The following is a 25,920-nucleotide window of genomic DNA, read 5'->3' as shown; positions in this document are numbered from 1 at the left end:
GCTTGCCAAAAGTGGCTCCTCAAATTTGATAATGCCAACTAAAAACCCGGCTCACTTTCGCGAACCGGGCCTTGTTTTGTAGACGGCAGATGTCGGCTTGCGCCAGATCTCAGCTGTCGAGGAAGCTTCTGAGCTTGCGGCTGCGGCTCGGATGCTTGAGCTTGCGCAGCGCCTTGGCTTCGATCTGGCGGATACGTTCGCGCGTAACCGAGAACTGCTGGCCGACTTCTTCGAGCGTATGGTCGGTGTTCATGCCGATGCCGAAGCGCATGCGCAGAACGCGTTCTTCGCGCGGCGTGAGCGATGCCAGAACGCGGGTCGTCGTCTCACGCAGGTTCGCCTGGATGGCGGCGTCGATCGGCAGAAGCGCATTCTTGTCCTCGATGAAGTCGCCGAGATGCGAATCCTCTTCGTCACCCACCGGGGTTTCGAGCGAGATCGGCTCCTTGGCGATCTTCAGAACCTTGCGCACCTTTTCGAGCGGCATGGCGAGCTTTTCAGCCAGTTCTTCCGGCGTCGGCTCGCGGCCGATTTCGTGCAGCATCTGGCGCGACGTGCGAACGATCTTGTTGATCGTTTCGATCATGTGCACCGGAATACGGATGGTGCGCGCCTGGTCGGCGATCGAACGGGTGATCGCCTGACGAATCCACCAGGTGGCGTAGGTCGAGAATTTGTAGCCGCGGCGATATTCGAACTTATCGACCGCCTTCATCAGGCCGATATTGCCTTCCTGAATGAGGTCGAGAAACTGCAGACCGCGGTTGGTATACTTCTTGGCAATGGAAATGACGAGGCGCAGGTTGGCTTCGACCATTTCCTTCTTGGCGATACGCGCTTCGCGCTCGCCCTTCTGCACCATGTGAACGATGCGGCGGAATTCCGAGATCGAAATACCGGTTTCGGTCGCAAGATTCTGAATTTCCTGGCGAATGTCGCGGATCGTCGTGTTTTCGCTCTTGGCGAATTCCTTCCAGCCACGTGCGGCCAGATTGCCGATGGACTTCATCCAGTTCGGATCGAGTTCGGCGCCCTGATACTGTTCCAGGAAGCTGTCACGCTTGACGCCATAGGATTCGGCAAGGCGCAACAGGCGGCCTTCGTTCTGAACGAGGCGCTTGTTGATGTCATAGAGCTGCTCGACGAGAGCGTCGATGCGGTTCTGGTTCAGCGACAGAGACTTGACCGACTTGACCAGCTCATCCTTGAGCTCCTTGTAGCGGCGCTCCTGCGCCGAAGAGAGTGTACCTGAAGCCGACAGGCGCTGTTCGACCTGCTGGTCCTGCAGCTTGCGCAGCTTCTTGTAGGTTTCCGCGATGATGTCGAGCGTCGTCATCACCTGCGGACGAAGCTCGGCTTCCATCGCGGCGAGAGAGAGGTTGGATTCGTCCTCGTCCTCTTCCTCCTCCTCGATGGGGAGGCCTTCGCCGCCGACATTGGTGATGTCGTCGTCGCCGGAGGGAGAGCGGCCGCGGCGCGCCTTTTCCTTCTCTTCGGCGGCCTTGCGGTCAGCCTCGATCTTCTCGGGGCTCTGGAACTGCGGTGCAGCCTTGGCCTCGGGACCGGAATAGGTGGTTTCGAGGTCGATGATCTCGCGCAGCAGCGTCGTGCCTTCGTTGAGTTCGTCGCGCCAGATAATCAGCGCCTGGAACGTCAACGGGCTCTCACAGAGGCCACCGATCATGGTTTCGCGGCCGGCCTCGATGCGCTTGGCAATCGCGATTTCGCCTTCGCGCGACAGAAGCTCGACGGAACCCATTTCGCGCAGATACATGCGCACCGGGTCGTCCGTGCGGTCGGTCGGCTCTTTCTTCTTGGCGGTGGCGAGCGCAGAACCCGTGGAGGGAGCGAGTTCGCCGCCCTCGCTGTCGTCATCGCCGCCGGCATCGTCGTCATCGCTGGCCGCAGCGCCAGCCTCTTCGACGTCTTCGTCCTCGATGACGTTGATGCCCATGTCCGAAAGCATGGCCATCGTATCTTCGATCTGTTCGGACGTCACTTCCTCGGACGGAAGAACGGCGTTGAGCTCGTCCATCGTCACGTAGCCGCGCTTCTTCGCGGCCTTGATCATCTTCTTGACCGCGTCGTCGGAAAGATCGAGAAGGGGGCCGTCGGAGGTGCCGTCGCGCTCGACTTCAGCTTCTTCGTTCTCTTTGACCTTTGTTGCCATCTTTATATCGTCGCTTTCCCTGACGCTGCAAACTTACACGCGGTGAAACAATCACACTGGCTGGCGCGCCCTGCACCAGCCGCGACTCACCGACGAACACCTAACGGAATGACCTTTAATGCCCGATTAACCACGATCACCGCCACCGGAGTGCAAAGCTGGATTGCGTTTGGATTTCCGGCCATGATATCAGGTGATCCGCTTGATCCAGTTTTACCGTTCTTTCCGAAGTCAAACGGTGATTCCTAGAATTTTAGTTCTCGTCAAGCTTTTCCAGCAAAAAAGCCCGTTAAATGCGCGAAAAAGCCTTATCCACAGGCTCCGCACGCAGCGATTTAATGTTTCCCGTATTTAGGAAGTCCCCACGCGATGACAAGAGCATCCTGAGCAAAGCTTCACATTTCCAGCATCGGCAGGTATTACCGAGGCCGGAAGTGTGTCCGAATGGCATCAATTCCAGTCCATCACGACCTTGCCGGAATTGCCTGAGCGCATCGCTTCGAAGCCATCGCGAAAATCATCGATGCCGATACGATGAGTGATGAGGGGCGATACATCGAGACCGCCTTGCACGAAGGCGATCATCTTGTACCAGGTCTCGAACATCTCGCGGCCATAGATGCCCTTCAGGTTCAGCATCTTGAAGATGACCTTGTTCCAGTCGATCTCGAAGCCGGCCGGCGCGATGCCGAGAATGGCGATCTTGCCGCCATTGTTCATCTTGTCGATCATGTCGCGAAAGGCGGGCGCCGCACCCGACATTTCCAGCCCGACATCGAAACCCTCGGTCATGCCAATGGACTTCATCACATCGGCAAGGTTTTCCTTGGAGGCGTCGACGACATGATCGATGCCGACCTTGCGGGCCAGCGCCAGCCGGGTGGGATTGATATCGGTGATGACGACCTTGCGCGCACCGGAGCGCTTGGCGACCATGGCCCCCATGATGCCGATCGGCCCCGCGCCGGTCACCAGCACATCTTCGCCCACCAGATCGAAAGAAAGCGCCGTATGGACGGCATTGCCGAAGGGATCGAAGATCGCGGCGATTTCATCCGGAATATCGTCGGGGATCGGCACGACGTTGGATTCCGGAATGCAGACGAACTCACCGAAGGAGCCGGGACGGTTGACGCCGACGCCGAGCGTGTTGCGGCAGAGATGGCCCCTGCCCGCCCGGCAGTTGCGGCATTTGCCGCAAACGATATGACCTTCACCCGAGACGCGCTCGCCGACATGATATTTCGTCACGGCGGAACCGATCTCGGCGATCTCACCGCAAAATTCGTGGCCGACCACCATCGGAACGGGAATGGTTTTTTGCGCCCATTGATCCCAGTTCCAAATATGGACATCCGTGCCGCAGATCGCTGACTTTTTGACCCGGATCAGGACATCGTTCGGCCCGACGTCCGGAACCGGCACATGCTCCATCCATAGCCCGACCTCCGGCCTGGATTTGACCAACGCTTTCATCATGTTCGACATGATCGGTTCTCTCCAACCAATTCAAATGATTCCGAGTTCTTTTCCGGCTTCGGCAAAGGCTGCAATCGCCTTTTCGACATCGGCCTTCGAATGGGCAGCCGACATCTGTGTGCGGATGCGCGCCTGCCCCTTCGGCACCACGGGGAAGGAAAAGCCGATGACGTAGACGCCCTTCTGCAGCATGAGCGCCGCCATGTCCTGCGCTAGCTTCGCGTCGCCAAGCATGACGGGGATGATCGGGTGATCGGCGCCGGCGAGCGTGAAGCCGAGCTTGGTCATCTCTCGGCGGAAGAGTTCGGCATTGCCTTGAAGGCGTGCACGCAAATCAGCGCCATTTTCGATCAGATCGAAGACCTTCAGCGAGGCTGCGGCGATGACGGGTGCCAAGGTGTTGGAGAACAGATAGGGGCGCGAACGCTGCCGCAACCACTCGACGATCTCACCCCTGGCAGAAGTATAACCGCCGGAAGCGCCGCCAAGCGCCTTACCGAGCGTGCCGGTGATAATGTCGATTCTGCCTTCGACGCCGCAGTATTCAGCCGATCCCCGGCCATGCTCACCGACGAAACCGACCGCATGGCTGTCATCGACCATGACCATCGCGCCATATTTCTCCGCCAGATCGCAGACGCCGCCGAGATTGGCGATGATGCCGTCCATGGAGAAGACGCCGTCGGTCGCTATCAGCTTGAAGCGGCTGCCCTCGGCCTTCTTCAGCTCTTCTTCCAAAGCCGCCATGTCGTTGTTGGCGTAGCGGAAGCGCTTCGCCTTGGAGAGCCGTACCCCATCGATGATCGAGGCATGATTGAGGGCATCCGAGATAATGGCATCCTCTTCCGACAGCAGCGTCTCGAACAATCCGCCATTGGCATCGAAGCAGGACGAATAGAGGATCGTCGCCTCCATGCCGAGGAAAGCCGAAATCCGCGCCTCGAGCTGCTTGTGCTCTTCCTGTGTGCCGCAGATGAAACGAACCGAAGCCATGCCGTAACCATAGCGATCGAGCGCTTTCTTTGCGGCCTCGGCAAGTTCCTCATTATCGGCGAGACCGAGATAGTTGTTAGCGCAGAAATTGAGGACGCGCGCGCCACCAAGCACGGCGATTTCGCCAGCCTGTTTAGAGGTGATGACGCGCTCGGCCTTATAGAGACCGGCTTCTTTCAGGCCGAGAAGTTCGTTGCGCAAATGGGATATGAACGCTGAAGTCATGGTCGCATTCCGATGCTGGTCAAAGGGCCTAATTAATCAAGGAATAACATAGGATCCGGCCTGTTGCTGCATCCGACAGCGGCAAAAATGCGCAACGCCGTGACGTCCGCGCGATAGGCGGCAGTTTCGATATTATCTGTCGAAATGGACTGAATGGACGCAACTTTCGAGCCAGCTTTCATTGGTTGCTATCGCAAAAATTACTTGACTCAGTCCAATATTTTACAGCAGATTGGCGCTACTCTGAAAATAAGTAAGGGAGAGCCATGAGTATATTCCACAGATTCTCCCTCGCAGGACGGGTTGCCCTCATCACCGGCGGCGGGCGCGGCCTGGGATTTGAAATGGCGCAGGCGCTTGCCGATGCCGGCGCTCACGTCATCATCAACGGACGAACCGCAGCCACACTTAATGTAGCCGTGGAGACGATCCGAGCGAGAAACGGCTCGGCGGAAGCCGCAGCCTTCGATATTTCCGATAGTGATGCCCAGCACGCAGCAATAAACGACATCGAAAACAATCACGGCCGGCTCGACATACTGATCAACAACGTCGGTGCGCGCGACAGACGCCCGCTGGCCGACTTCGATGACGAGGCGATCCTCGCCTTGCTCAACACGGATCTTGCCGCCTCGATCATGCTCTCCCGCGATGCCGCGCGCCTCATGAAACGAAACAATCATGGGCGACTGATCTCGGTCACTTCGATCAGCGGGCAGGTCGTCATGCCCGGCGACTGCGTCTATCCCGCCGCCAAGCAGGGTCTGACAGGCCTAATGCGCAGCATGGCTGTGGAATTTGGTCCTCACGGCATTACCAGCAACGCCATCGCGCCGGGTTGGTTCGCAACGGAAACCAATGCAGCAATGGTCGCGAACGAAGACCTGATCCCCATCGTGCGCCAACGCATCCCCGTTCAACGCTGGGGACGTCCGGACGAGATTGCGGGCGCCGCACTTTTCCTCGCCAGCGATGCCGCTTCCTTTGTCAACGGCCACGTCCTGACCGTCGATGGCGGCATGACCGTGCGCATGTAGCGCGTCGGCAGCCGCGTTTCGATATCGGCCTTCAGCGCGTCACCGGTTGATGAATTCCGAAATCACGGCAAGGAACGCATCCCCATAGCGTTCCAGCTTCGATTGCCCCACACCGGATATCCCCAGAAGGTCCCTATGATTCGTCGGCCGCTCCGTCGCAAAGGCAATCAGAGTCGTATCCGGAAAGACGACATAGGGCGGCACACCCAATTCTTTGGCGATCCGGGTGCGCTCGGCGCGCAACGCGTCGAAGAGAAGCTGGTCTTCGCCGGAAAGCCCGTGAGCCTGCTTCTCCGGTCGCCCCGCTCTCTTGCCGCGGCGGCCCGTTTCGGGCCGATCCTTGCGGAAAAACACCTGCCGCTCGCGCTTGAAGACGGCCCTCGCCTGTTCCTGGAGCTTCATGGCACCGAAGGCCGTGTGGTCGATGTTGATAAAGCCGTTCGCCAATAATTGCCGGAAGATCGATTGCCAGGTGCGAGAGGGAATATCCTTGCCTGCGCCGAAAACTGGCATGTCGATGTGGCCGAAACGCTCGGTCTTCTCATTGACCGTTCCCATCAGCACATCGATGACATGGCCGGTGCCGAAACGCTCGCCTGTACGATAGACGGCGGCAAGCGCCTTGATGGCCGCTTCCGTCCCGTCCCAGGTCTCGACAGGCTTCAGGCAGGTATCGCAATTGCCGCAACCGCCGCCATGTGCCTCGCCGAAATGCGAAAGGATCGACTGCCGCCGGCAGCCGGCCGTCTCGCAGATCGCAAGCAGCGCATTGAGCTTTGCCCGTTCCACCCGCTTGATTTCCTCGGACGCGCCGCCCTCGTCGATCATTCGCCCGCGCTGGATGACATCGGCCATGCCATAGGCCATCCAGACATTGGAAGGCAGCCCATCGCGCCCGGCGCGACCCGTCTCCTGATAATAGGCCTCCACCGATCCCGGCAGATCGAGATGGGCGACATAGCGCACATTCGGCTTGTCGATGCCCATACCGAAGGCAACCGTCGCCACGAGGCACAGGTCTTCCTCTTTCAAGAAGGCATCCTGATTGGCATCGCGAAGCGCTCGATCCATGCCGGCATGATAGGGAAGCGCACGGATGCCCTGCCCATTCAGCCACTCCGCCGTGTCCTCGACCTTGGCACGAGAGAGACAATAGACGATACCGCTATCGCCACGATGTCCGTCGAGAAAGCGCAGCAATTGCTGGCGTGGCTGATCGCGCTCGACAATCTCATAGGTGATGTTCGGCCGGTCGAAGCTGGTGGTAAAGACCTTGGCATCATCGAGCGCCAGCCGTTCAATGATGTCTTCGCGCGTATGCGGATCGGCCGTTGCCGTTAGCGCGATGCGCGGCACGCCGGGAAAAAGCTCGGCAAGCCGGCCGAGATCGCGATATTCCGGTCGGAAGTCATGGCCCCATTGCGAGACGCAATGCGCTTCGTCGATCGCAAAAAGCGCGATCTTGGCTCGGCTGAGCATCTGGCAGAAGCCTTCCGTCGCAATGCGTTCCGGCGTCACATAGAGCAGATCGAGCTTGCCGGCGGAAATGGCGCGATAGACATCACTCGCCTCCTCGCGCGACAGCGACGAATTCAAGGCGGCCGCCCGGATGCCGAGCTGCTTCATCGCCTCCACCTGATCCCGCATCAGCGCAATCAGCGGAGAGACAACGATGCCGATACCATCGCGGCAAAGCGCGGGGATCTGGAAACATAGCGACTTGCCGGCACCAGTCGGAAACAGCACGACCGCATCGCCGCCGGAAACGACATGCTCGACCACCTGCTGTTGCTTGCCGCGAAAGGCGGAATAGCCATAAACACGCTTCAGGACATCAAGCGGCGCCGGCGCACCGGTATGCTCACCGAACAAAGCGTCGTCTACGGAAAATCGCGGCTCTTGTCTTTCAGGCTGAGGCATCTATTCCCTATTTTCCAGCGGCACCTTTGACGCGACCGGAGAGCACGCCGAAGCCATCGATGATCGCTTCCTGGTTTTCCAGCCTTATCGCTTCGAGTTGAACCTCCTGCAAGGCGCGCATCAGCTGCTCGATCAGCTCGCCGTCGCCGTCTTCCGTTGCCTCGGCAATCGCGCCCTGCAATTCGATCTTGTGCCAACGGAGCGCCTTGGAACGCTTGTGAAGCGCGAGCGCCTGGCGGTAACCTTCGCGCGCATCCTCCATGGCGGCCTCCTCGGTTGCCGTCCACAGCCGGGCATTGCGGACCTGCTGGTCGAGGCTCTTCAGCAAGGCGCCGAAGCCCTGCTCCTCCAATTGCTCGACCAATCGTTCGCGGACGAATTGCGGCCCGACCATGGTGGCAGCGATGCCGAGAACCGCCGACCACAGGCGCTGCAATTCGCGGCTCTCGTAGTCGATCGCAGCAATCTCGTCGTACTCGTCCTGCAACAGTGGCGGATGATTGACGATGGTCAAGGCGAGCACGCTTTCGCGAAGGCTCGGAATATCCTGATGCCCCTTGATCATGGCCGAGCGGGCCAGACGATCGGATGCCGTCGTCGGCATTGGGGGAGCGCCGCGCGCCTGCCCACCGCGACCGCCGAAAGAGCGGCCGTTACCATCACGCGAAAAGCCGCGTGCCTGCTGGCCGCTGTTTCGTTGAAATTGCGGCTGAAACAACCCATTCAGCCGCTCCCGCATGTTTTGCTGGTAGTGGCGGCGGACATCCTCATCCGTGATGACGGAGACGATGCGCCGCAGCCGCGCTTCCAGCTCCGCCCGCGCCTCAGGCGTCTCGAACGTGCCGCTGCCGGCTTCCCTCGTCCAGATGAGCTCAGCAAGCGGCTTTGCCTGCGCCAGCACCTTGTCGAAGGGTGCGCGCCCGTCATGCCGGACGAGATCGTCGGGATCCTTGCCATCGGGCAGCAGCGCAAAACGCACGGTGCGGTTCGGTTTGATATGCGGCAGCGCCAGATCGGCGGCACGATTGGCGGCGCGAATGCCGGCGCCGTCACCATCGAAGCAGAGCACCGGCTCCGGCGTCATCTTCCAGAGAAGATCGAGCTGGTTCTCGGTCAGTGCCGTGCCGAGCGGCGCAACCGCATTCTCGACACCCGCCTGATACAGCGCGATGACATCCATATAGCCTTCGACGGCAATGATGGTGCCGGCCCCATCATTGCCCTGGGCAGCACGGCGCGCGCGCGTGAAATTATAGAGTACGTTGCCCTTGTGAAAGAGCTCGGTCTCGTTGGAATTCAAGTATTTCGCCGGCGCATCCGGCGACATGGCGCGGCCGCCGAAGGCGATCACCTTTTCTCTGGAAGAGAGAATCGGAAACATGATGCGGTCGCGGAACCGATCATAGGAGACCGGCACGTTCTCGTGCACGACAAGGCCACAGGCCTCCATCTGCTCCTTCAGTACGCCCTTGCCGGCGAGATGCTCCTTCAGGGCGTTGCGGCTATCGGGCGAATATCCCAGGCGGAACGTTTCGATGGTGCGGCCGCTGAGGCCGCGGTCGCGCAGGTAAGCTCGCGCTCGTGCGCCGTTGGCCGTCTGCAACTGATCCTGAAAGAACTGAGTCGCCATTTCCATGACATCGAGCAGCGATGTGCGCTCCTTCTCGCGTTTCGCCTCCATCGGATCGGCCACGGGCATCGGAACGCCGGCCATGTCGGCGATCTGCTGTACGGCCTCCGGAAAGCTCAAGCCCTCCAATTCGGTCAGAAAGCGGAAATGGTCGCCCGTCACCCCACAGCCGAAGCAGTGATAACGCCCCTTGCGATCCTCGCAGTGGAAGCTCGGCGATTTTTCACCGTGGAAGGGGCAGCAAGCCCAGTAATCGCCGCGCGGCACATTTGTCTTGCGCCGATCCCAGGTCACACGACGACCGATCACGTCCGAAATCAAAACGCGGTCGCGAATCTCGTCGAGAAACGTATTGGAAAATCGCATGGCTACCTCTGGCTCATTCCATATAAACAGGAATGCCGGGCATTGCCACGGCGACGCGGCCGCCTCCCACGCTATTCACAGCCCTTTGCCGGCGATTGCATTTTCGCCCCAACGATCACAACTCCGTGAACACGACGGTAGATTTATCCGCATTCGTGTCGAAATTCCCGGCTGCCGTTGACAGGCTCGAAATACCCAAAAGTTGCCTCCGCGTGACCGAAACTGGTAGGATTACATCCATGGGAGTAACTATTTCGTCCGCAAAAATCCGCGAAAAAGCAAAGACTTGCACAGCCTATGGTCGACAAACGCGACCAAGAGCGATGCCATGGACAATCAATGGCTGCAAAGCAATCGCGCACGCGCGACACTCTCTGACGGCGCATTTGCGGCAAGGTTCGTAAGCCAAACATTATTTTTTTGTAATTTGATTGTTCGTGTGCGCCGCAATAGCGTCCTTCTCACAGGGCGAGACAAGCCGGCAAAGAAACTTCTTTGCGACGCGACATGCCGAGACGCCCTGACGAACCGAAAGCCACCAGGTACGGGCTTTCTGTTTAGGAGAGGGAAATGCGCGTTCTGATCGTACCCTTGGCAGCAGCAGCCATCTTCGCCACAGCTAGCTACAGCTCGGCCACGATGGACGGCGGCGCCAGCGAAAAGAATGTGCTTTATGCCGGTGCGGGATATCAGTTGCCGGCGAATATGAAAGTTCCTGCCCTTACGGCAGGCGTAAAGGTTCAAATGTCCGAACTGCCGTCGCAGGCATTGGCTTTGCCCCAGCAGATCAGGATTTTCAGATAAGTTCAGCAGATACTCAGGTGGGGCACCATCCCTACCCCCGGCGCCGCCCCACCTGAGTGCCTTTGCAAAAGACGTTTGATTTTTGGGCCCCACCCTGCGTCATCAAACGTCAGCAAAGCGCAAGAAGGCAGGAGCTCCCCCAGCTCCTGCCTTCTCTAATTTTGGGCCATCCCCAATTCGCGACAATACGAGCATCGACACATGCTGCGGAACATCTTTGGTTCCTCGCCGCGAGTATCTTGACGCAACGATATCGATCGATATCCTTTATTATCTACGTATATGCGATCTTAGTAATTATCTCGTCAGACAATTTGAAACTTTGTTCAGTTGATCGGAGACGGTTGCATGTCTTTATCCGCGAAGGAACTTGTTCAAGACCCCAAATTTTTCACGGAAATCCTCGGTTATACACGAGAGATTATATCCACTTATGATGAAAATCAGCGCGTATGCTCTGTCTTTGCTTCACAGCAACGCTGGCTGATGGCGCTCGCCGGCTTCGCCCTTTATTGCGGCGGCATCGACGGAGAACCGCCCGGTATTCACGCCAATCGCTTCGCCAACTATATCGTCGAACACGAAATCGCCAGCCACAACACCGCACTCAGCTTCATTCAGGAGATGCTGGCTCTCGGTTTCCTGCGCTTTCTGCCTATCACCAGCGACAGGCGCGCGCGACCAATGCAGCCCACAGAAGAGGCCGCAAGGCAGCTTGCAAGATGGCTGAGCATCCATCTGTCCGTGCTGGATCGGTTGGATGGCGGCAAGCGCAACGCCTTATTTAGCAAAAAACCGGAACTCGTTACGCTGCTTCAGCCTACGATCTCGGTTGGCATCATCGAAAGCGACGAGCTGCGCAATCCGGGAGAAACGTTCGACCTGTTCACCTGGGCAAACTCGGGCGGCATCATTATGGATTATCTGATCTCCCGCATCGGGACGATCAATACGGCGACTAAGAAAGCGATTATCGGACCGGTGGCCTTTACCGATCTCTGCAACCGGTTTCTCATTTCCAGAACAAACGCAAAGCGACTCATGAACAAGGCCATAAACATGCAAAGCGTCGGATGGACGGGAGCGCCTGGGCGGAGCCAGCTTTGGCTCTCCACCGCTTTCATCGAGGAATATCGGAACTATCAGGCGGGGAAGCTCGCCATCATAGACGCCGCCTGGCAAAATACCCTCGGCAGGCGGCCGGTCCGCATACCGAGGGCGAAACAGAGTTTTACTTCAGCAGTTCCTTCAGGATAGCGGAGGCCTTGGCGAAATCCATCTGGCCGGCATAGCGCTCGCGCAAGGCGGCCACGCACTTGCCCATATCCTTTAGGCCTTGCGCGCCAAGTTCCGCGACGACGGCAACACAGATCTCACGGACCTTCTCTTCGGAAAGCTGCTCAGGCATGAAGCCCTGGATGACCGCGATTTCCGCGCGCTCCTTGTCAGCTAGCTCGGGACGGCCGCCATCGATATAGATCTTCACCGATTCCTCACGCTGCTTGATCATCTTGGCAAGCAGCTGCAGAATCTCGTCTTCGCTCGCCTGCTCCTTGCCGAGACCGCGATTGGCGATATCCTTATCCTTGATGGCAGCAAGGATGAGACGGACGGTCGAAAGCCTCGCTGTGTCCTTTGCCTTCATGGCATCTTTCTGGGCGCTGGAAAGGGTTTCGCGGATCATGTCTTTAACTCCTTGAAGCAGGCCGGCGACGATCGCCCCGGCCACTTATGTCATGTTGCTGTCTCTTAAACCAACAGTGCCGATCAACGCAATTGCGCCCGAGAGCCCGAATTCCCTATCAGGAAAGCAAAAGCGCGCATTGACCGCCTCGCCTTGTTTAGCTATGTCCATCACCTGCACATAAGATCGATAGGAAGATCTCAAGCCGCGGCCTCGGTCGACGGCTGCACCTTGCTACAAACATGGCGGAACCGCCGGTCTCTTCAAGGCCGCGCCCGACGCCGGAAACGGGATGACTATGACCGCCACAGCCCCATGGACCACTGAAAAGCCGACCGCCCTCCTCGTTCTCGCGGATGGCACCGTGATCGAAGGCAAGGGTATCGGCGCGACCGGCAAGGTCCAGGCCGAAGTCTGCTTCAACACGGCGCTCACGGGTTATGAAGAGATCCTGACCGACCCCTCTTATCTCGGCCAGATCGTCACCTTTACCTTCCCCCATATCGGCAATGTCGGCACGAACGAAGAAGACATCGAAGACCTGACGCCGGCCGCCCGTCACGGTGCCGTCGGCGTCATCTTCAAGGCCGATATCACCGACCCCTCGAACTACCGCGCTGCCAAACACCTAGACCAATGGCTGAAGGCGCGCGGCATCATCGGGCTCTGCGGCATCGACACGCGCGCGCTGACCGCCTGGATCCGCGAGAACGGCATGCCGAACGGCGTGATCGCTCACGATCCGAACGGCGTCTTCGACATCGAGCAGCTGAAGGCGGATGCCAAGGCCTGGAGCGGTCTCGAAGGTCTCGATCTCGCCAAGGTCGCCTCCTCCGGTCAGTCCTCACAATGGTCGCAGACGCCCTGGGTCTGGAACGAAGGCTATGGCGAACTCGGCGCCGATGACGCCAAGTACCATGTCGTCTGCCTCGACTACGGCGTCAAGCGCAACATCCTGCGGCTGTTTGCCGGCCTCGATTGCAAGGTCACGGTCCTGCCGGCGACGGCTACCACGGATGACGTCCTCGGTCTCAAGCCGGATGGCATCTTCCTGTCCAACGGCCCCGGCGATCCGGCAGCGACCGGCGAATATGCCGTGCCCGTGATCAAGGACCTGCTGAAGTCGGAAATCCCGCTCTTCGGTATCTGCCTCGGCCATCAGATGCTCGGTCTGGCGCTCGGCGCCAAGACGGCGAAAATGCATCAGGGCCATCACGGCGCCAACCATCCGGTGAAGGATCACACGACGGGCAAGGTCGAGATCGTGTCGATGAACCACGGCTTTGCAGTCGACTCGAAGTCACTGCCAGACGGCGTTGAGGAGACTCATATTTCGCTCTTCGACGGCAGCAATTGCGGCCTGCGCGTATCGGGCAAGCCGGTCTTCTCGGTGCAGCATCACCCGGAAGCCTCTCCCGGTCCGCAGGACAGCCATTATCTCTTCCGCCGCTTCATCAATCTGGTGCGAGAAAAGAAGGGCGAAGAAGCCCTGGCCGAACGCGCCTGATAAAACCGATGATCTAACCGCATGAAAAAGCCTCGGATTGGTGCCAATCCGAGGCTTCCTTTTGGTGCGTCAACTTGGGAGGTCTCTCGTCACATGCGTCCATGCCTGCCGGAGCTCAGGCTTGCAGGCGGCGTTGCTTGACCACTTCGAGCTCGCTCATCAGGATTTCTTCGAGGAACTCGAAATCCGACTGCCCGAACTCCACAAGACCGAATCTCAGCTTGTAACCCCAATTCTTGTCCTGGGTGAAATCAAGCCAGCCGAGGAGAGGACGAAGCGGCTGTTCGGGCGCATCAAGCCAATCCACATCCTTGCGATAGGCTTTTCCGCAGCCCATTTCGGCAAGATAAGGCTCGCCCTCACGGACAAAACCGATGGCGGTGAAGCTCTGAAAGCCATCCCTCTCGCCCATTTTGACAGACGGCGAATAGTAGACGATGCCGTCGCCCGGCTTGATACGCTTCAAAGGGGCCCGCTTGCCGTGGTTTACTTGCATGAAGCCTTGCTCGCGCCCAATACGCACATGCTCGGCACTGGCCACCGCCAGCCAGTAGGACTTCTGCTCCGGCTCCGGTCGCCGGGACGAAGTGTTGGCGTGTGGCAGGAGGCGTACGGCCGCCCCCCGATTGATTTGATCATCCCGCGGGAAAAGCGCGGCATCATTACGATTGCTTGCCTTGAATAACATGGTCGTCTCCCGTCTCTGGTATGAAACAGTTATAGCCGATCATGCTGTCAAATTTTGTCAGTAGTCTCACAACGCAATGAACGCTGCCGCTATCAGGCGGTAGCCTTCTCCGCCCGTACAAGAAGGTAGAACCGTGCACAAAGCATCGTCGCCGCAGAAGCAAGGCCGAGCAGGAAGCCGAACCAGATGCCGATGCCGCCGAAGCCGAGCGGAAACGCCAACAGCCAGGCAAGGAAGAAGCCGATCGGCCAATAGGCGATCAGCGCCAGAATCATCGGCACGCGCGCATCCTTCAGTCCGCGCAGCAGACCGCTCGCGATCGCCTGCAGCCCATCGACGAGCTGGAAGAAGCCGGCGACGACAATCAGCGGTGCGGCAAAGGCAAGGACCTCAGGCGCCTCGGCCGAATGGACGTCAAGGAACCAGCTTGCCAGCCAGGATGGCACAGTTGCAAACAGGATGCTGCCGCAAACCGCAATGCAGCTCGAAACGATAAGCACCACGATGGCCGCACGCTTCAGGCCGAAATGATCGCCCTGCCCATGGGCGACGCCGATGCGCACGGTCGCCGCCTGGCTGAGGCCGAGCGGGATCATGAAGGCAATCGACGCCCATTGCAGCGCGATGCCATGCGCAGCAAGCTCGATCGTGCCGATCTGGCCCATCAGCAGCGATGCTGCCGTGAATAGGCTGACCTCAGCTAGAACCGTCACACCGATCGGAAAACCAAGCCGGATGACATCCCATAAGGCATGCCAGTCGGGCCGCCAGAATCGCACAAAGATCTCGTAGCGCCGCGTCTCCCGGTGGGCTTGCACGTAACCAACGATGAAGAGCAAACCGGCGGTCTGCACGGCGACCGAGACAATGGCCGCACCATGCAGGCCCATCGCCGGCAGGCCGAAATGGCCGAGCACCAGGATATAGGCAAGCACGGCATTCATCACCAACATAGCGATCGTCACTTTGAGGATGATGCCAGCCCGGCCGATGGCGCTCACCAGCGCCCGGATGACATTGTAGAGCAGGCCCGGCAACACGGCGAAGTGGCCAATATCGATATAGCCGCTCGCTAATTTCGCGACGTCAGGCTTTTGTCCGGCTGCAAGCAGAATCTCCTCGGAATAGAAGAAGGCCGGCTGCGCCAGCAGCCAATAGGCCGTTACGACCCATAGGCCCATTCGCAACGCACGGCGCACTGAGGTAACGTCGCCTCTGCCATAGGCCTGCGCCACCAGCGGCATGACCGCGATGGAAAAGCCCGAACCGAAAACCAGGATCGTGAAAAGAAACTGGGCGGAAAGCACCATTGCAGCCAGCTGTTCGGCACCGAGCCGGCCGACGATCATTACGTCAGTCGTGTTGATGCCGAGCTGCGCCAATTGCGCGCCGATCAACGGAATGCCCAGCGCAAGCGTTGCGCGAACATGTGCAGACCACGAATTATCATTGTCATGCGCGTGCGGGCGCGCAGGTACCGGCATATCCATAGCGAAGACTCGATCTTTAGAATCGCGCAAACCGTCCTACCCAAGGGTGCGCGAGCCTGCCGCATTAACGCAACCTAGGTTAAAAAGCCAGCAGACAAGTCGATGATGCTAAAGAATTCATCAGAACATCAAAATATCTGATGATATTTTAGGCCGCTTCGCCTGCCTGCGATTGCGATACCGCTTTCGGCTCGGTCTTGCGGACCTTCGCCACGAGCACGACAAGCCCGGCAACCACTAGAATTGCGCTCATGATGAAGGGAGCACCGGCAAAAACGACGGGTGCGGTTGGCGCGGTATAATACTGGAACAGATATGGAAACAGCACGGGGCCGATGATGGCGGTAATACTCGTCAGGCTACCGAGCGCTCCCTGCAATTCGCCCTGTGCGGAAGGCGGAACCTTGCTGGCTGCAATCGATCGCAACGGCGCATCCGCGACATTTTCGATGACCGTCAGGACGATAACTGCGTAAACCATCCAGCCTTGCCATGAAAAAGCGTAGCCGATCAGGCCGAGACAGGAAAACACCATCCCGAGCACTGCGGTCTTCCACTCGCCGAGAACAGGCACCAGTCGTGGCAACACCAGACCCATAGCAATGGCGGCGCCGATCCCATAGACGGCAAGTGAGAAGCCGATCTGTCCCTCACTCCACTCATAGCGATAGGAGGTGACGAAAGCCCAGACTGCAGGATAGACGCCGTGCGCCAGCCAATTCAGGAACATCACGACACAGACCCAACCGATACCTTGATAGCGGCGCATGTGCCTCAGCGCGCCGAACGGATTGGCGCGTGTAATCTCGAAGGGCCGGCGGTGCTTGGCATCCAGCGTTTCCGGCAACAGGAAATAGGCGCCGACGAAATTCAGGAAAGCCAGAGCCGCCGCACCATAGAAAGGCACGCGTGGACCGAACTCGCCGAGGAAGCCGCCTATCACGGGACCGAGCACGAAACCAACGCCGAAGGCCATGCCGATCAGGCCGAAATTCTTCGCGCGGTTCTCGTCATTGCTGATATCGGCGATATAGGCCGAGCAGGTCGAGAAACTTGCGCCGCTGATGCCGGCAAGAATGCGGCCGACAAACAGCATCCAGTAGGAGCCCGCAATCGCGCAGATGAAATTGTCGATCGCGAACGTCAGCACAGAGGCAAGCAACAGCGGGCGGCGACCGAAGCGATCGCTCAAATTGCCGATCAAGGGCGAAAATAGGAACTGCATGCCGGCATAGGCCAGCAACAGCCAGCCGCCCTCGGTTGCCGCCGTGCTGACCGAGGCACCCGTCAACTCCTCCAGATATTTCGGCATCACCGGCATGATGATCGCGATGCCGATGACGTCGAGGAAGAGGATAAGGAAGACGAGGAACAGGCCTCGACGGGCGAATTTCTGATCGATCATGGAGATGCCTTCTGGCGGCTCCGCCTCGACGAAAGAGACAGAACGTGAACGAAAAACCGGAGCGTTCCCCATACCTAAAGATTTTGGCGGAAACAATACGTGAACGCTTCAATCCTATTGATTTATCGAACGCTTTTTTGATCCTTGGCACAAAAGCGACTATCTGTCGCGACCGCGCCGCTGGTCTCGATTGAGAAAGTCGACGAAGGCTCTGAGTGGCGCCGGCATGTGCCGCCTGCTGGCATAATAGAGAAACGGCCCGGAAAAGACCGTGTCCCATTCTTCGAGGATCGGCACCAGCTCTCCGCGGGCAATCTGCGGCGCAAGGAATTCCTTGAATGTTCGGATGATGCCCAAGCCGGCCGCGGCCGCGCTGCGTTCGATATCGATCGAATTCGTCGCAACGACCATCGGTGGCGTAATGAAGATCGTCTCGCCGTTTCTTTCGAACTCCCAGGGAACGACGGATCCGCTCAGGAAACGATGACGGATACAGCGATGCTCCAGTATATCGCGCGGATGCCTCGGCGTGCCGTTTGCCGCGAGGTAGGCCGGTGCCGCAGCCGTAGCATAATGCTGTTGCCGCGGCCCGATCGGCACGGCGATCATGTCCTTTTCCAGCCGCTCATCATAACGAATACCGGCATCGTAGCCGGCCGCCACGACATCGATGAAACTGTCCTCAGCGACGATTTCGACCGAGATCGCCGGATATTCCCTCAGGAAACAGCCGATGATGTCGGGCATGACGACCATGGCGGCAACCGTCGGCACATTCAGCCGTAACGTCCCGCCGACACTGTCGCGAAAGCTGTTGATATCATCGAGCGCCACGGCGATCTCGCTCATGGCCGGTGTCAGGCGCTCCATCAGCCGCTCTCCCGCCTCCGTCGGCGTCACGCTTCTCGTCGTGCGATTGAGCAGGCGGACCGCCAGTCGCTCCTCCAGTCGCCGGACCGCTTCGCTCAACGAGGAGGCGGAAACGCCGCGCTTCCGCGCTGCCTCGCGAAAGCTGCGCTCACGGGCAACAGCGGTAAAGGCAACCAGATCGGCCAGCGGCAAATCATCCATTGTGCGAAATTCCAAACAACCTGTTTCGATTTACCCGGATTATCGCACAGAGATCGGTGGAGTAAATAGACTGTAGAAGCCATGTTGGGATGGTGCGTACCTTAGGCAAGGAGAAGCAGGATGGAAAAGAATCAATTGGGAAGAACCGGGCCGCAGGTATCGGCGCTTGGCCTGGGCTGCATGGGCATGTCCGGCATGTATGGCCCGTCCGATCGCGCCGAGAGCATCGCCACCATCCATGCCGCGCTCGATGCCGGGATCAACCTGCTCGATACCGGTGATTTCTACGGCATGGGCCACAATGAGATGCTGATCGGCGAAGCCATCAGGGGGTTGAAGCGGGACGATTTCCTGCTGAGCGTCAAGTTCGGCGCACTGCGCGATCCCTCCGGCGCATGGCTCGGCTACGATGCCCGGCCGGCGGCGATCCGCAATTTCGTCGCCTATTCGCTGCAGCGCCTCGGCATCGATCACATCGATATCTACCGCCCTGCCCGCCTCGACCCGAACGTGCCGATCGAAGATCAGATCGGCGCGATATCGGATCTCATCAAGGCAGGCTACATCAGACATATCGGCCTGTCGGAAGTCGGCGCTGACACCATCCGCCGCGCCGTTGCCATCCATCCGATCGTCGACCTGCAGATCGAATATTCGCTGATCTCGCGGGGGATCGAGGACAAGATCCTGCCGACCTGCCGTGAACTCGGTATCGGCGTTACCGCCTACGGCGTTCTTTCGCGCGGCCTCATCAGCGGCCACTGGCAGAAGGATAATGCCCAAAAGGGCGATTTCCGCACGATAAGCCCGCGCTTTCAGGCCGGAAACGTCGAAAAGAACCTGGAACTGGTGGAAGCTTTACGAGAGATCGCCGAGGCGAAGGGCGCAACCGTCGCTCAGATCGCGATTGCCTGGGTCGCAGCCAAGAGCAAGGATATCGTCCCGGTCATCGGCGCCCGCCGCCGCGACCGCCTGACGGAAGCCCTGGGAGCGCTCGCGGTTGAATTGTCGCCAGCCGATATGGCCGCGATCGAACGCGCGATCCCGAAAGACGCCGCAGCCGGCGGCCGCTACCCCGAAGCGCAGCTGACGCATCTCGACAGCGAGAAATAACCCGAAAAGGCTTGCCCGCTCGCCGGTATCCCGGGAGCGGGCAAGCAGGATCAGACCGGATTGTTCAGCGTATCGCAATCCGAGAGCTTGCCGGAATCGAAACCCTGCTTGAACCACTTCATGCGCTGCGCCGACGTGCCGTGGTTGAAGCTGTCGGGAACGACGTAGCCTTGCGTGCGCTTCTGCAGCGTATCGTCGCCGATCTGCTGCGCGGCATTCAGCGCCTCTTCGAGATCGCCGGCCTGCAATATGCCCTTCTGCTGCGTGAACTTGCCCCAGATGCCGGCGAAGCAATCGGCCTGCAGTTCGATGCGCACCGACATCTTATTGGCGTCCACTTCGCTCATGTTACGGCGGGCCTGATTGAACTTCGGCAGGATTCCGAGCAGGTCCTGCACATGATGGCCGACCTCATGTGCGATCACATAGGCTTGCGCAAAATCGCCGGATGCGCCGAACTGATCCTTCATCTGCTGGAAGAAGGCCATGTCGAGATAGACCTTCTGATCGCTCGGGCAATAGAAGGGGCCGGTCGCCGCCGAAGCCTGGCCGCAAGCCGAAGGGAAGCTGCCGGAAAACAGCACAAGCTTCGGATCCGTGTAGGTCTGGCCCATCGATTTGAAGATGCCGGTCCAGGTGTCCTCCGTATCGGCAAGCACGGTCGCGACAAACTGCTTCATCTCGTCATTGGCCGGCTGCCCGCCGCTACTACTGTTGGAAGTGCTCTGCTGATATCCGGAGCCGCCGCCCTCCAGCATGCCGCTTTGCTGCAGCAGACCGATGACATCGACGCCCATGGCCCTCAGGATCAGGAAGATCACGATAAGGACGATAATGGTGCGGAAGCTCAAACCGCCGCCGCCAATCCCTCCGCCCGGAAATCGAAAGCCGCCGCCACCGCCGCCGCTCATGGGTGATGAGCCGCGTTCGTCCTCGATATTGTCGGATTGCCGACGCCCCTTCCAATCCATAGTGCACCTCCTGGCGATGCCTAAAATCAAAGTCCCTTGAGGCATTTATATATCCAGGAAGTGTAACAAAGCCAGTTGGCGATCGACAGAAGATCAGCTTAAACGACGGCGCTGCCATATTTCTTTAGACATCAGCCATAAAAGCGCGACGCCTATGCCTGCCACGACCAGGAGCGGGACAATTTCATCGCCCTCGAAGGCCACCTTGTCCATGATGCGGCCTGGAATGAAGGTAAACGCGCCTGCGCCGACAATACCGCCGAAGTAAAGGCCTCTCACGATGCGCTTATGAGCCTCAATATTGCGTTTGCGGGCATTGACGATGGCGCCCCAGCAACCGAACAGAACATATATCGAAAGCAGGTGGATCGGGCTGAAGCCATAGAACATGTTGATCTGGTGAATGAAGAAGCTCGATAGCGCCGTAACCACCATCAGAACCAGCCATATCTTGCCGAGCAGACGGTGCCTCGGCGTCCCCTTCGGCCTGACGAGGAGATAGGTGCCGAGCAAGGCGGCGGGAATGACCGCCGCGACATGGATCTGAATCGCGAGCGGGGCATCGAGAAGCGGCTCGAAGGTCATGATTTCTATCCGGTTGAGTTTATCGAGCCTTTCCGTGATAGTATCGTTCTCTCAACCGAAATTGCGCGAAAGAACGAGACATCTTCGTGGATCACACCTTTCTGCAGTCCACGCTTCGTGAATTGCAGGTCATCCGGCGTTCACCACGCTTCTGGGCGACCTTCGCCACGATCGTCCTGATCTTTACCCTGACCGGCCCGTACGGCACCCTTGACCGGCTGATGCCGGGAGCGCGGCTCGGTTACTGGCTCGCCTTGCATGCCATGGCCTGGTCCTTCGCAATCGTGTTTTCCGTCGTCGCCGAAATCCTGCTGCGGGGATATGTGGCGAGCATATTCGCCCGGATGATGATCGGCTCCGTCATCGCAGCATTGCCGATCGGTTTTGGCATCGAGCTCGTCGACTTCGCATTCTTCGGCGCGTTGCCCACGGTGAGCGGCAGCCTGCGTCAATCGCTAGGCTCTATACCACTTTGCGCCCTCTTCTGCATCCTCACCTATCTGACCATGCATCGGCAGATCGCGATGGCAACCGCAGGAACAGATCTCTCGGGTGCGAAGACGATATCCGCCTTCGCACCCGAGATTCGGCCAGGGACACCGCAGCCGCCAATTCTCTCGCGTTTGAAGCCGGAAAACCGTGGAGCGCTGATAAGGTTCACCGTTCGCGATCACTATACCGAGGTCGTGACAACACGCGGCCGCGAACTCGTCCTGCTGCGTTTCGGCGATGCGCTCACGGAAATCGGCAATACGGAGGGCATACGCCTGCACCGATCGCACTGGGTCGCGATGGATCAGGTCGCCAGCCTGAAACGCGACAACGGCAAGCTTTTCGTCATCGCCCGCGATGGAATAGAGATGCCCGTCAGCCGCTCCTATGCGGAAGCCGTTCGGCGCCGTTTCGGCTGATTACGAGGAAGCTGGCAGAATTCATGTCGATTCCGCCATTTATGGGGTTCCGTTTGCAAATACATTTGCCTATAAGCCGCTTCTAGCCTGAAAATATTGCCCATGCGCCCCCGGCCGGTGATCTCCCACCCTGGCCGGTTTTTGGCGCAACGAAAAAACGGATGTGAGCTCATGCCGAAGCGCCAAGATATCAAATCGATCCTCATTATCGGTGCAGGGCCGATTGTTATCGGGCAGGCTTGCGAATTCGACTATTCCGGCACGCAGGCCTGCAAGGCACTCCGGGAGGAAGGTTACCGTGTCATCCTCGTCAACTCCAATCCGGCAACGATCATGACCGATCCGGGCCTGGCGGATGCGACCTATGTCGAACCCATCACGCCTGAGGTCGTCGCCAAGATCATCGCCAAGGAGCGCCCGGACGCGCTGCTGCCGACCATGGGCGGCCAGACCGCGCTCAATACCGCGCTGTCGCTGAAGCGCATGGGCGTGCTCGACCGCTATAATGTCGAGATGATCGGCGCGAAGCCCGCCGCCATCGACATGGCCGAAGACCGCGCCCTCTTCCGCGAAGCGATGGCCCGCATTGGCCTGGAGACACCGCGCTCCATGCTGGCAAACGCCACCGACATCAAGGATGCCGACCGCAAGACGCATGAAGCCGAGCGCAGCAAGCTGAAGGCATCACTTTCTGGTTCCGAGCTCGACAAGGCGCTGGACGAACTGGAAAACCAATGGAACCTCGGTGAAAGCGACCGCAAGCAGCGCTATATGAGCCATGCGATGGCAATTGCCGCGCAGGCGCTCGACCATGTCGGCCTGCCCGCCATCATCCGTCCGTCCTTCACGCTTGGCGGCACCGGCGGCGGCATCGCCTATAACCGCTCGGAATTCTTCGAGATCGTCGGCGGAGGCCTCGATGCCTCTCCAACCACGGAAGTGCTGGTTGAGGAATCGGTGCTCGGCTGGAAGGAGTTCGAGATGGAAGTCGTCCGCGACACCGCGGACAACTGCATCATCATCTGCTCGATCGAAAACATCGATCCGATGGGCGTCCACACCGGCGACTCGATCACCGTTGCCCCGGCATTGACGCTAACGGACAAAGAATACCAGATCATGCGTAACGCCTCGATTGCGGTTCTGCGCGAGATCGGCGTCGAAACCGGCGGCTCGAATGTTCAGTTCGCCGTCAATCCGAAGGACGGCCGCCTCGTCGTCATCGAGATGAACCCGCGTGTGTCGCGTTCCTCTGCGCTTGCCTCGAAGGCCACCGGATTCCCGATCGCCAAGGTCGCGGCCAAACTCGCTGTCGGCTACACCCTGGACGAACTCGAAAACGACATCACCGGCGGTGCAACCCCGGCGTCCTTCGAGCCGTCGATCGACTATGTCGTCACCAAGATCCCGCGCTTCGCCTTTGAAAAGTTTCCCGGCGCCTCCCCGGTTCTGACCACCGCGATGAAGTCGGTTGGCGAAGTCATGGCGATCGGCCGCACTTTCGCGGAATCGCTGCAGAAGGCTCTGCGCGGCCTCGAAACCGGCCTGACGGGCCTCGATGAAATCGAAATCCCGGGCATCGAGGAAGGCGAAGGCAGCCAGAATGCCATCCGCGCCGCCATCGGCACGCCGACGCCGGACCGTCTGCGCATGGTCGCGCAGGCCCTGCGCCAGGGAATGAGCATCGAAGAAGTGCATGAAGGCTGCAAGATCGACCCCTGGTTCCTTGAGCAGCTGAAGAACATCGTCGACATGGAAGTCCGCATCCGCGAGCATGGACTGCCGCAGGATGCAGCCAACCTGCGCATGCTGAAGGCCATGGGCTTCTCCGACGCACGTCTCGCGACGCTGACTGGCAAGCGCCCGAAGGAAGTGGCCGAACTGCGCAATTCGCTGAATGTCCGCCCGGTTTTCAAGCGCATCGACACTTGCGCCGCCGAGTTCGCCTCGCCGACCGCCTATATGTATTCGACCTATGAGACGCCTTTCGTCGGCGCTGCCCGCTCGGAAGCACAGGTATCCGACCGCAAGAAGGTCGTCATCCTCGGTGGCGGCCCGAACCGAATCGGTCAGGGGATCGAGTTCGACTATTGCTGCTGCCATGCCGCCTTCGCGCTGAAGGATGCCGGCTATGAAGCCATCATGATCAACTGTAACCCGGAGACGGTTTCGACCGATTACGACACGTCGGATCGTCTCTATTTCGAGCCGCTGACCGCAGAAGATGTCATCGAAATCCTGCGTGCGGAGCAGGAAAAGGGTGAAGTCGTCGGCGTCATCGTCCAGTTCGGCGGCCAGACGCCGCTGAAGCTCGCCGAAGCGCTTGAGAAGAACGGCATTCCGATCCTCGGCACTGCGCCTGATGCGATCGACCTTGCAGAAGACCGCGACCGCTTCCAGAAGCTCCTGATGAAGCTGGACCTCAACCAGCCGAATAACGGCATCGCCTATTCGGTCGAACAGGCACGCCTCGTCGCTTCCGAAATCGGCTTCCCGCTGGTCGTGCGCCCGTCCTACGTTCTTGGCGGCCGCGCCATGCAGATCCTCCATTCGGAAGGCCAGCTGCAGAGCTACCTGCTCGACACGGTTCCGGAACTGGTGCCGGAAGACATCAAGCAGCGTTATCCGAACGACAAGACCGGCCAGATCAATACGCTGCTCGGCAAGAACCCGCTGCTGTTCGACAGCTATCTGACCAACGCCATCGAAGTCGACGTCGATTGCCTCTCCGACGGCACCGACGTCTACATTGCGGGCATCATGGAGCATATCGAAGAGGCCGGCATCCATTCCGGTGACTCCGCCTGCTCGCTACCCCCTCGCACGCTCTCTCTTGCGATGATTGACGAACTCGAGCGTCAGGCGAAAGCCATGGCCAAGGCTCTGAATGTCGGCGGCCTGATGAACGTTCAATTCGCCATCAAGGACGACACGGTCTACGTGCTCGAAGTCAATCCGCGCGCCTCGCGTACCGTGCCTTTCGTCGCCAAGACCATCGGCGCGCCGATCGCCAAGATCGCCGCCCGCGTCATGGCCGGCGAGAAGCTGGATGCGACCTTTGCCGCCTATGGCAAAAAACCCGATCCGCGCAAGCTGAAGCATATCGCCGTCAAGGAAGCAGTCTTCCCCTTCGCCCGCTTCCCCGGCGTCGACACCCTGCTCGGGCCGGAAATGCGCTCGACCGGCGAAGTCATCGGCCTCGACACGGATTTCGCACTCGCTTTCGCCAAGTCGCAGCTCGGCGCCGGCGTGGAATTGCCGCGTGACGGAACGGTGTTCGTCTCGGTTCGCGACGAAGACAAGCCGCGCGTGCTGCCCGCCATCCGCATGCTGGCCGAACAGGGTTTCAAGGTGCTCGCAACCGGCGGAACCCAGCGTTTCCTTGCTGAAAACGGCATCGAAGCAACCAAGATCAACAAGGTCCTTGAGGGACGCCCGCATATCGAGGACGCGATCCGCAACCGCCAGGTCCAGCTCGTCATCAATACGACCGACAGCAACAAGGCGATCTCGGATTCGAAGTCGCTGCGCCGTGCGACGCTGATGCAGAAGGTGCCTTATTACACCACCATGGCTGGTGCCGAAGCAGCCGCCATGGCGATCAAGGCGCTGAAGGCCGGAAACCTGGAGGTTCAGCCGCTGCAGAGCTATTTCTGAAGCAGCCAATTCGACCGCAAGGAGCGTGAGCAGGATAGCCGGCTCACGCTCGTTGCGGCCCCGCCAGCCGATCGAATGGCCAGGGAGCTTCAACAGGACCTGTCCTTAAACCTTCGAATTTTCTGGCATTCGTCTGTCGCAATCTGCTATAGGTGACAGAATAACGGCTCTGGATGGTTCCGAAGTACCCCTTCGGGACCTGTTTTCTTTTGTG

The 25,920-nt window shown here is 59.2% G+C and carries 19 protein-coding genes; 7 read left to right on the top strand and 12 right to left on the bottom strand.

Going from position 1 to position 25,920, the window contains the following annotated elements:
• Nucleotides 1–109: 109 nt before the first annotated feature.
• From rpoD to PH562_RS02385, 3 genes are all read right to left on the bottom strand, one after another.
• On the bottom strand, nt 110–2,170 hold the full coding sequence (gene rpoD, locus PH562_RS02395) for an RNA polymerase sigma factor RpoD (protein WP_095435359.1): 2,061 nt from the start codon (nt 2,168–2,170) through the stop codon (nt 110–112).
• Nucleotides 2,171–2,620: 450 nt separating this feature from the next.
• On the bottom strand, nt 2,621–3,658 hold the full coding sequence (gene tdh, locus PH562_RS02390) for an L-threonine 3-dehydrogenase (protein WP_285171268.1): 1,038 nt from the start codon (nt 3,656–3,658) through the stop codon (nt 2,621–2,623).
• A 21-nt stretch (nt 3,659–3,679) separates the two neighbouring features.
• On the bottom strand, nt 3,680–4,867 hold the full coding sequence (locus PH562_RS02385) for a glycine C-acetyltransferase (RefSeq protein ID WP_285171267.1): 1,188 nt from the start codon (nt 4,865–4,867) through the stop codon (nt 3,680–3,682).
• A 266-nt stretch (nt 4,868–5,133) separates the two neighbouring features.
• Between PH562_RS02385 and PH562_RS02380 the strand changes: the two genes are divergently transcribed.
• Nucleotides 5,134–5,904: an SDR family oxidoreductase gene (locus PH562_RS02380; protein WP_285171262.1), complete on the top strand. Its 771-nt coding sequence runs from the start codon at nt 5,134–5,136 to the stop codon at nt 5,902–5,904.
• A gap of 39 nt (nt 5,905–5,943) precedes the next feature.
• Here the strand turns inward: PH562_RS02380 and recQ are convergent, their stop codons facing one another.
• Nucleotides 5,944–7,824, bottom strand: coding sequence for a DNA helicase RecQ (recQ, locus tag PH562_RS02375; RefSeq protein WP_285171261.1), 1,881 nt, complete (start codon nt 7,822–7,824; stop codon nt 5,944–5,946).
• A 7-nt stretch (nt 7,825–7,831) separates the two neighbouring features.
• Complete coding sequence (gene dnaG / locus PH562_RS02370; RefSeq protein ID WP_285171260.1) at nt 7,832–9,820, bottom strand: DNA primase; 1,989 nt, start codon at nt 9,818–9,820, stop codon at nt 7,832–7,834.
• Nucleotides 9,821–10,390: 570 nt separating this feature from the next.
• Here dnaG and PH562_RS02365 point away from each other — a divergent pair.
• Together PH562_RS02365 and PH562_RS02360 are read left to right on the top strand one after the other, a co-directional pair.
• The gene (locus PH562_RS02365; protein ID WP_285171259.1) at nt 10,391–10,624 is read left to right on the top strand and encodes a hypothetical protein; all 234 of its coding nucleotides are present in this window, start codon (nt 10,391–10,393) and stop codon (nt 10,622–10,624) included.
• Nucleotides 10,625–10,972: 348 nt separating this feature from the next.
• A complete protein-coding gene (locus PH562_RS02360) occupies nt 10,973–11,881 on the top strand; it encodes a hypothetical protein (RefSeq protein ID WP_113230330.1) in 909 nt (302 codons plus the stop codon).
• On the opposite strand, the gene PH562_RS02355 is transcribed toward PH562_RS02360, so the two are convergent.
• Nucleotides 11,856–12,308, bottom strand: coding sequence for a GatB/YqeY domain-containing protein (locus tag PH562_RS02355; protein WP_113230329.1), 453 nt, complete (start codon nt 12,306–12,308; stop codon nt 11,856–11,858). The two genes, PH562_RS02360 and PH562_RS02355, sit on opposite strands and share 26 nt — an antisense overlap.
• Nucleotides 12,309–12,606: 298 nt before the next feature.
• On the opposite strand from PH562_RS02355, the gene carA reads away from it, so the two are divergent.
• Nucleotides 12,607–13,815: a glutamine-hydrolyzing carbamoyl-phosphate synthase small subunit gene (carA, locus tag PH562_RS02350; RefSeq protein ID WP_285171544.1), complete on the top strand. Its 1,209-nt coding sequence runs from the start codon at nt 12,607–12,609 to the stop codon at nt 13,813–13,815.
• Nucleotides 13,816–13,930: 115 nt separating this feature from the next.
• On the opposite strand, the gene PH562_RS02345 is transcribed toward carA, so the two are convergent.
• From PH562_RS02345 to PH562_RS02330, 4 genes are all read right to left on the bottom strand, one after another.
• Nucleotides 13,931–14,503: an EVE domain-containing protein gene (locus PH562_RS02345; RefSeq protein WP_285171257.1), complete on the bottom strand. Its 573-nt coding sequence runs from the start codon at nt 14,501–14,503 to the stop codon at nt 13,931–13,933.
• A gap of 92 nt (nt 14,504–14,595) precedes the next feature.
• Nucleotides 14,596–15,993 (bottom strand): MATE family efflux transporter, encoded by a 1,398-nt coding sequence (locus PH562_RS02340; protein WP_285171256.1) that lies wholly within the window; start codon nt 15,991–15,993, stop codon nt 14,596–14,598.
• Nucleotides 15,994–16,141: 148 nt separating this feature from the next.
• On the bottom strand, nt 16,142–17,398 hold the full coding sequence (locus PH562_RS02335) for a TCR/Tet family MFS transporter (RefSeq protein ID WP_285171255.1): 1,257 nt from the start codon (nt 17,396–17,398) through the stop codon (nt 16,142–16,144).
• Nucleotides 17,399–17,557: 159 nt separating this feature from the next.
• Nucleotides 17,558–18,469 (bottom strand): LysR family transcriptional regulator, encoded by a 912-nt coding sequence (locus PH562_RS02330; protein ID WP_285171254.1) that lies wholly within the window; start codon nt 18,467–18,469, stop codon nt 17,558–17,560.
• A 120-nt stretch (nt 18,470–18,589) separates the two neighbouring features.
• Here PH562_RS02330 and PH562_RS02325 point away from each other — a divergent pair, with 120 nt between their 5' ends.
• Complete coding sequence (locus PH562_RS02325; protein WP_285171253.1) at nt 18,590–19,582, top strand: aldo/keto reductase; 993 nt, start codon at nt 18,590–18,592, stop codon at nt 19,580–19,582.
• A gap of 50 nt (nt 19,583–19,632) precedes the next feature.
• Here the strand turns inward: PH562_RS02325 and ypfJ are convergent, their stop codons facing one another.
• Together ypfJ and PH562_RS02315 are read right to left on the bottom strand one after the other, a co-directional pair.
• Nucleotides 19,633–20,553 carry a KPN_02809 family neutral zinc metallopeptidase gene (gene ypfJ / locus PH562_RS02320; protein ID WP_113230323.1) on the bottom strand — a complete coding sequence of 307 codons (921 nt, stop codon included), beginning with the start codon at nt 20,551–20,553 and terminating at the stop codon, nt 19,633–19,635.
• Nucleotides 20,554–20,646: 93 nt separating this feature from the next.
• The gene (locus PH562_RS02315; protein ID WP_285171252.1) at nt 20,647–21,138 is read right to left on the bottom strand and encodes a DUF2306 domain-containing protein; all 492 of its coding nucleotides are present in this window, start codon (nt 21,136–21,138) and stop codon (nt 20,647–20,649) included.
• A gap of 86 nt (nt 21,139–21,224) precedes the next feature.
• On the opposite strand from PH562_RS02315, the gene PH562_RS02310 reads away from it, so the two are divergent.
• Both PH562_RS02310 and carB read left to right on the top strand, forming a co-directional pair.
• A complete protein-coding gene (locus PH562_RS02310) occupies nt 21,225–22,049 on the top strand; it encodes a LytTR family DNA-binding domain-containing protein (RefSeq protein WP_285171251.1) in 825 nt (274 codons plus the stop codon).
• 171 nt (nt 22,050–22,220) lie between these two features.
• Nucleotides 22,221–25,706 (top strand): carbamoyl-phosphate synthase large subunit, encoded by a 3,486-nt coding sequence (gene carB / locus PH562_RS02305; RefSeq protein ID WP_285171250.1) that lies wholly within the window; start codon nt 22,221–22,223, stop codon nt 25,704–25,706.
• The last annotated feature ends 214 nt before the right edge of the window (nt 25,707–25,920 follow it).

Origin of the sequence: Rhizobium centroccidentale, assembly GCF_030182565.1 — a bacterium.
Taxonomy (GTDB): Bacteria; Pseudomonadota; Alphaproteobacteria; order Rhizobiales; family Rhizobiaceae; genus Rhizobium.
This window is presented reverse-complemented; position numbering and strand designations above follow the sequence as displayed.

Bases quoted from the DNA above. Each gene is read 5' to 3' on its own strand.
- rpoD (WP_095435359.1), bottom strand. From the start codon at position 2,170: ATGGCAACAAAGGTCAAAGAGAACGAAGAAGCTGAAGTCGAGCGCGAC.
- tdh (WP_285171268.1), bottom strand. From the start codon at position 3,658: ATGTCGAACATGATGAAAGCGTTGGTCAAATCCAGGCCGGAGGTCGGG.
- PH562_RS02385 (WP_285171267.1), bottom strand. From the start codon at position 4,867: ATGACTTCAGCGTTCATATCCCATTTGCGCAACGAACTTCTCGGCCTG.
- PH562_RS02380 (WP_285171262.1), top strand. From the start codon at position 5,134: ATGAGTATATTCCACAGATTCTCCCTCGCAGGACGGGTTGCCCTCATC.
- recQ (WP_285171261.1), bottom strand. From the start codon at position 7,824: ATGCCTCAGCCTGAAAGACAAGAGCCGCGATTTTCCGTAGACGACGCT.
- dnaG (WP_285171260.1), bottom strand. From the start codon at position 9,820: ATGCGATTTTCCAATACGTTTCTCGACGAGATTCGCGACCGCGTTTTG.
- PH562_RS02365 (WP_285171259.1), top strand. From the start codon at position 10,391: ATGCGCGTTCTGATCGTACCCTTGGCAGCAGCAGCCATCTTCGCCACA.
- PH562_RS02360 (WP_113230330.1), top strand. From the start codon at position 10,973: ATGTCTTTATCCGCGAAGGAACTTGTTCAAGACCCCAAATTTTTCACG.
- PH562_RS02355 (WP_113230329.1), bottom strand. From the start codon at position 12,308: ATGATCCGCGAAACCCTTTCCAGCGCCCAGAAAGATGCCATGAAGGCA.
- carA (WP_285171544.1), top strand. From the start codon at position 12,607: ATGACCGCCACAGCCCCATGGACCACTGAAAAGCCGACCGCCCTCCTC.
- PH562_RS02345 (WP_285171257.1), bottom strand. From the start codon at position 14,503: ATGTTATTCAAGGCAAGCAATCGTAATGATGCCGCGCTTTTCCCGCGG.
- PH562_RS02340 (WP_285171256.1), bottom strand. From the start codon at position 15,993: ATGGATATGCCGGTACCTGCGCGCCCGCACGCGCATGACAATGATAAT.
- PH562_RS02335 (WP_285171255.1), bottom strand. From the start codon at position 17,398: ATGATCGATCAGAAATTCGCCCGTCGAGGCCTGTTCCTCGTCTTCCTT.
- PH562_RS02330 (WP_285171254.1), bottom strand. From the start codon at position 18,469: ATGGATGATTTGCCGCTGGCCGATCTGGTTGCCTTTACCGCTGTTGCC.
- PH562_RS02325 (WP_285171253.1), top strand. From the start codon at position 18,590: ATGGAAAAGAATCAATTGGGAAGAACCGGGCCGCAGGTATCGGCGCTT.
- ypfJ (WP_113230323.1), bottom strand. From the start codon at position 20,553: ATGGATTGGAAGGGGCGTCGGCAATCCGACAATATCGAGGACGAACGC.
- PH562_RS02315 (WP_285171252.1), bottom strand. From the start codon at position 21,138: ATGACCTTCGAGCCGCTTCTCGATGCCCCGCTCGCGATTCAGATCCAT.
- carB (WP_285171250.1), top strand. From the start codon at position 22,221: ATGCCGAAGCGCCAAGATATCAAATCGATCCTCATTATCGGTGCAGGG.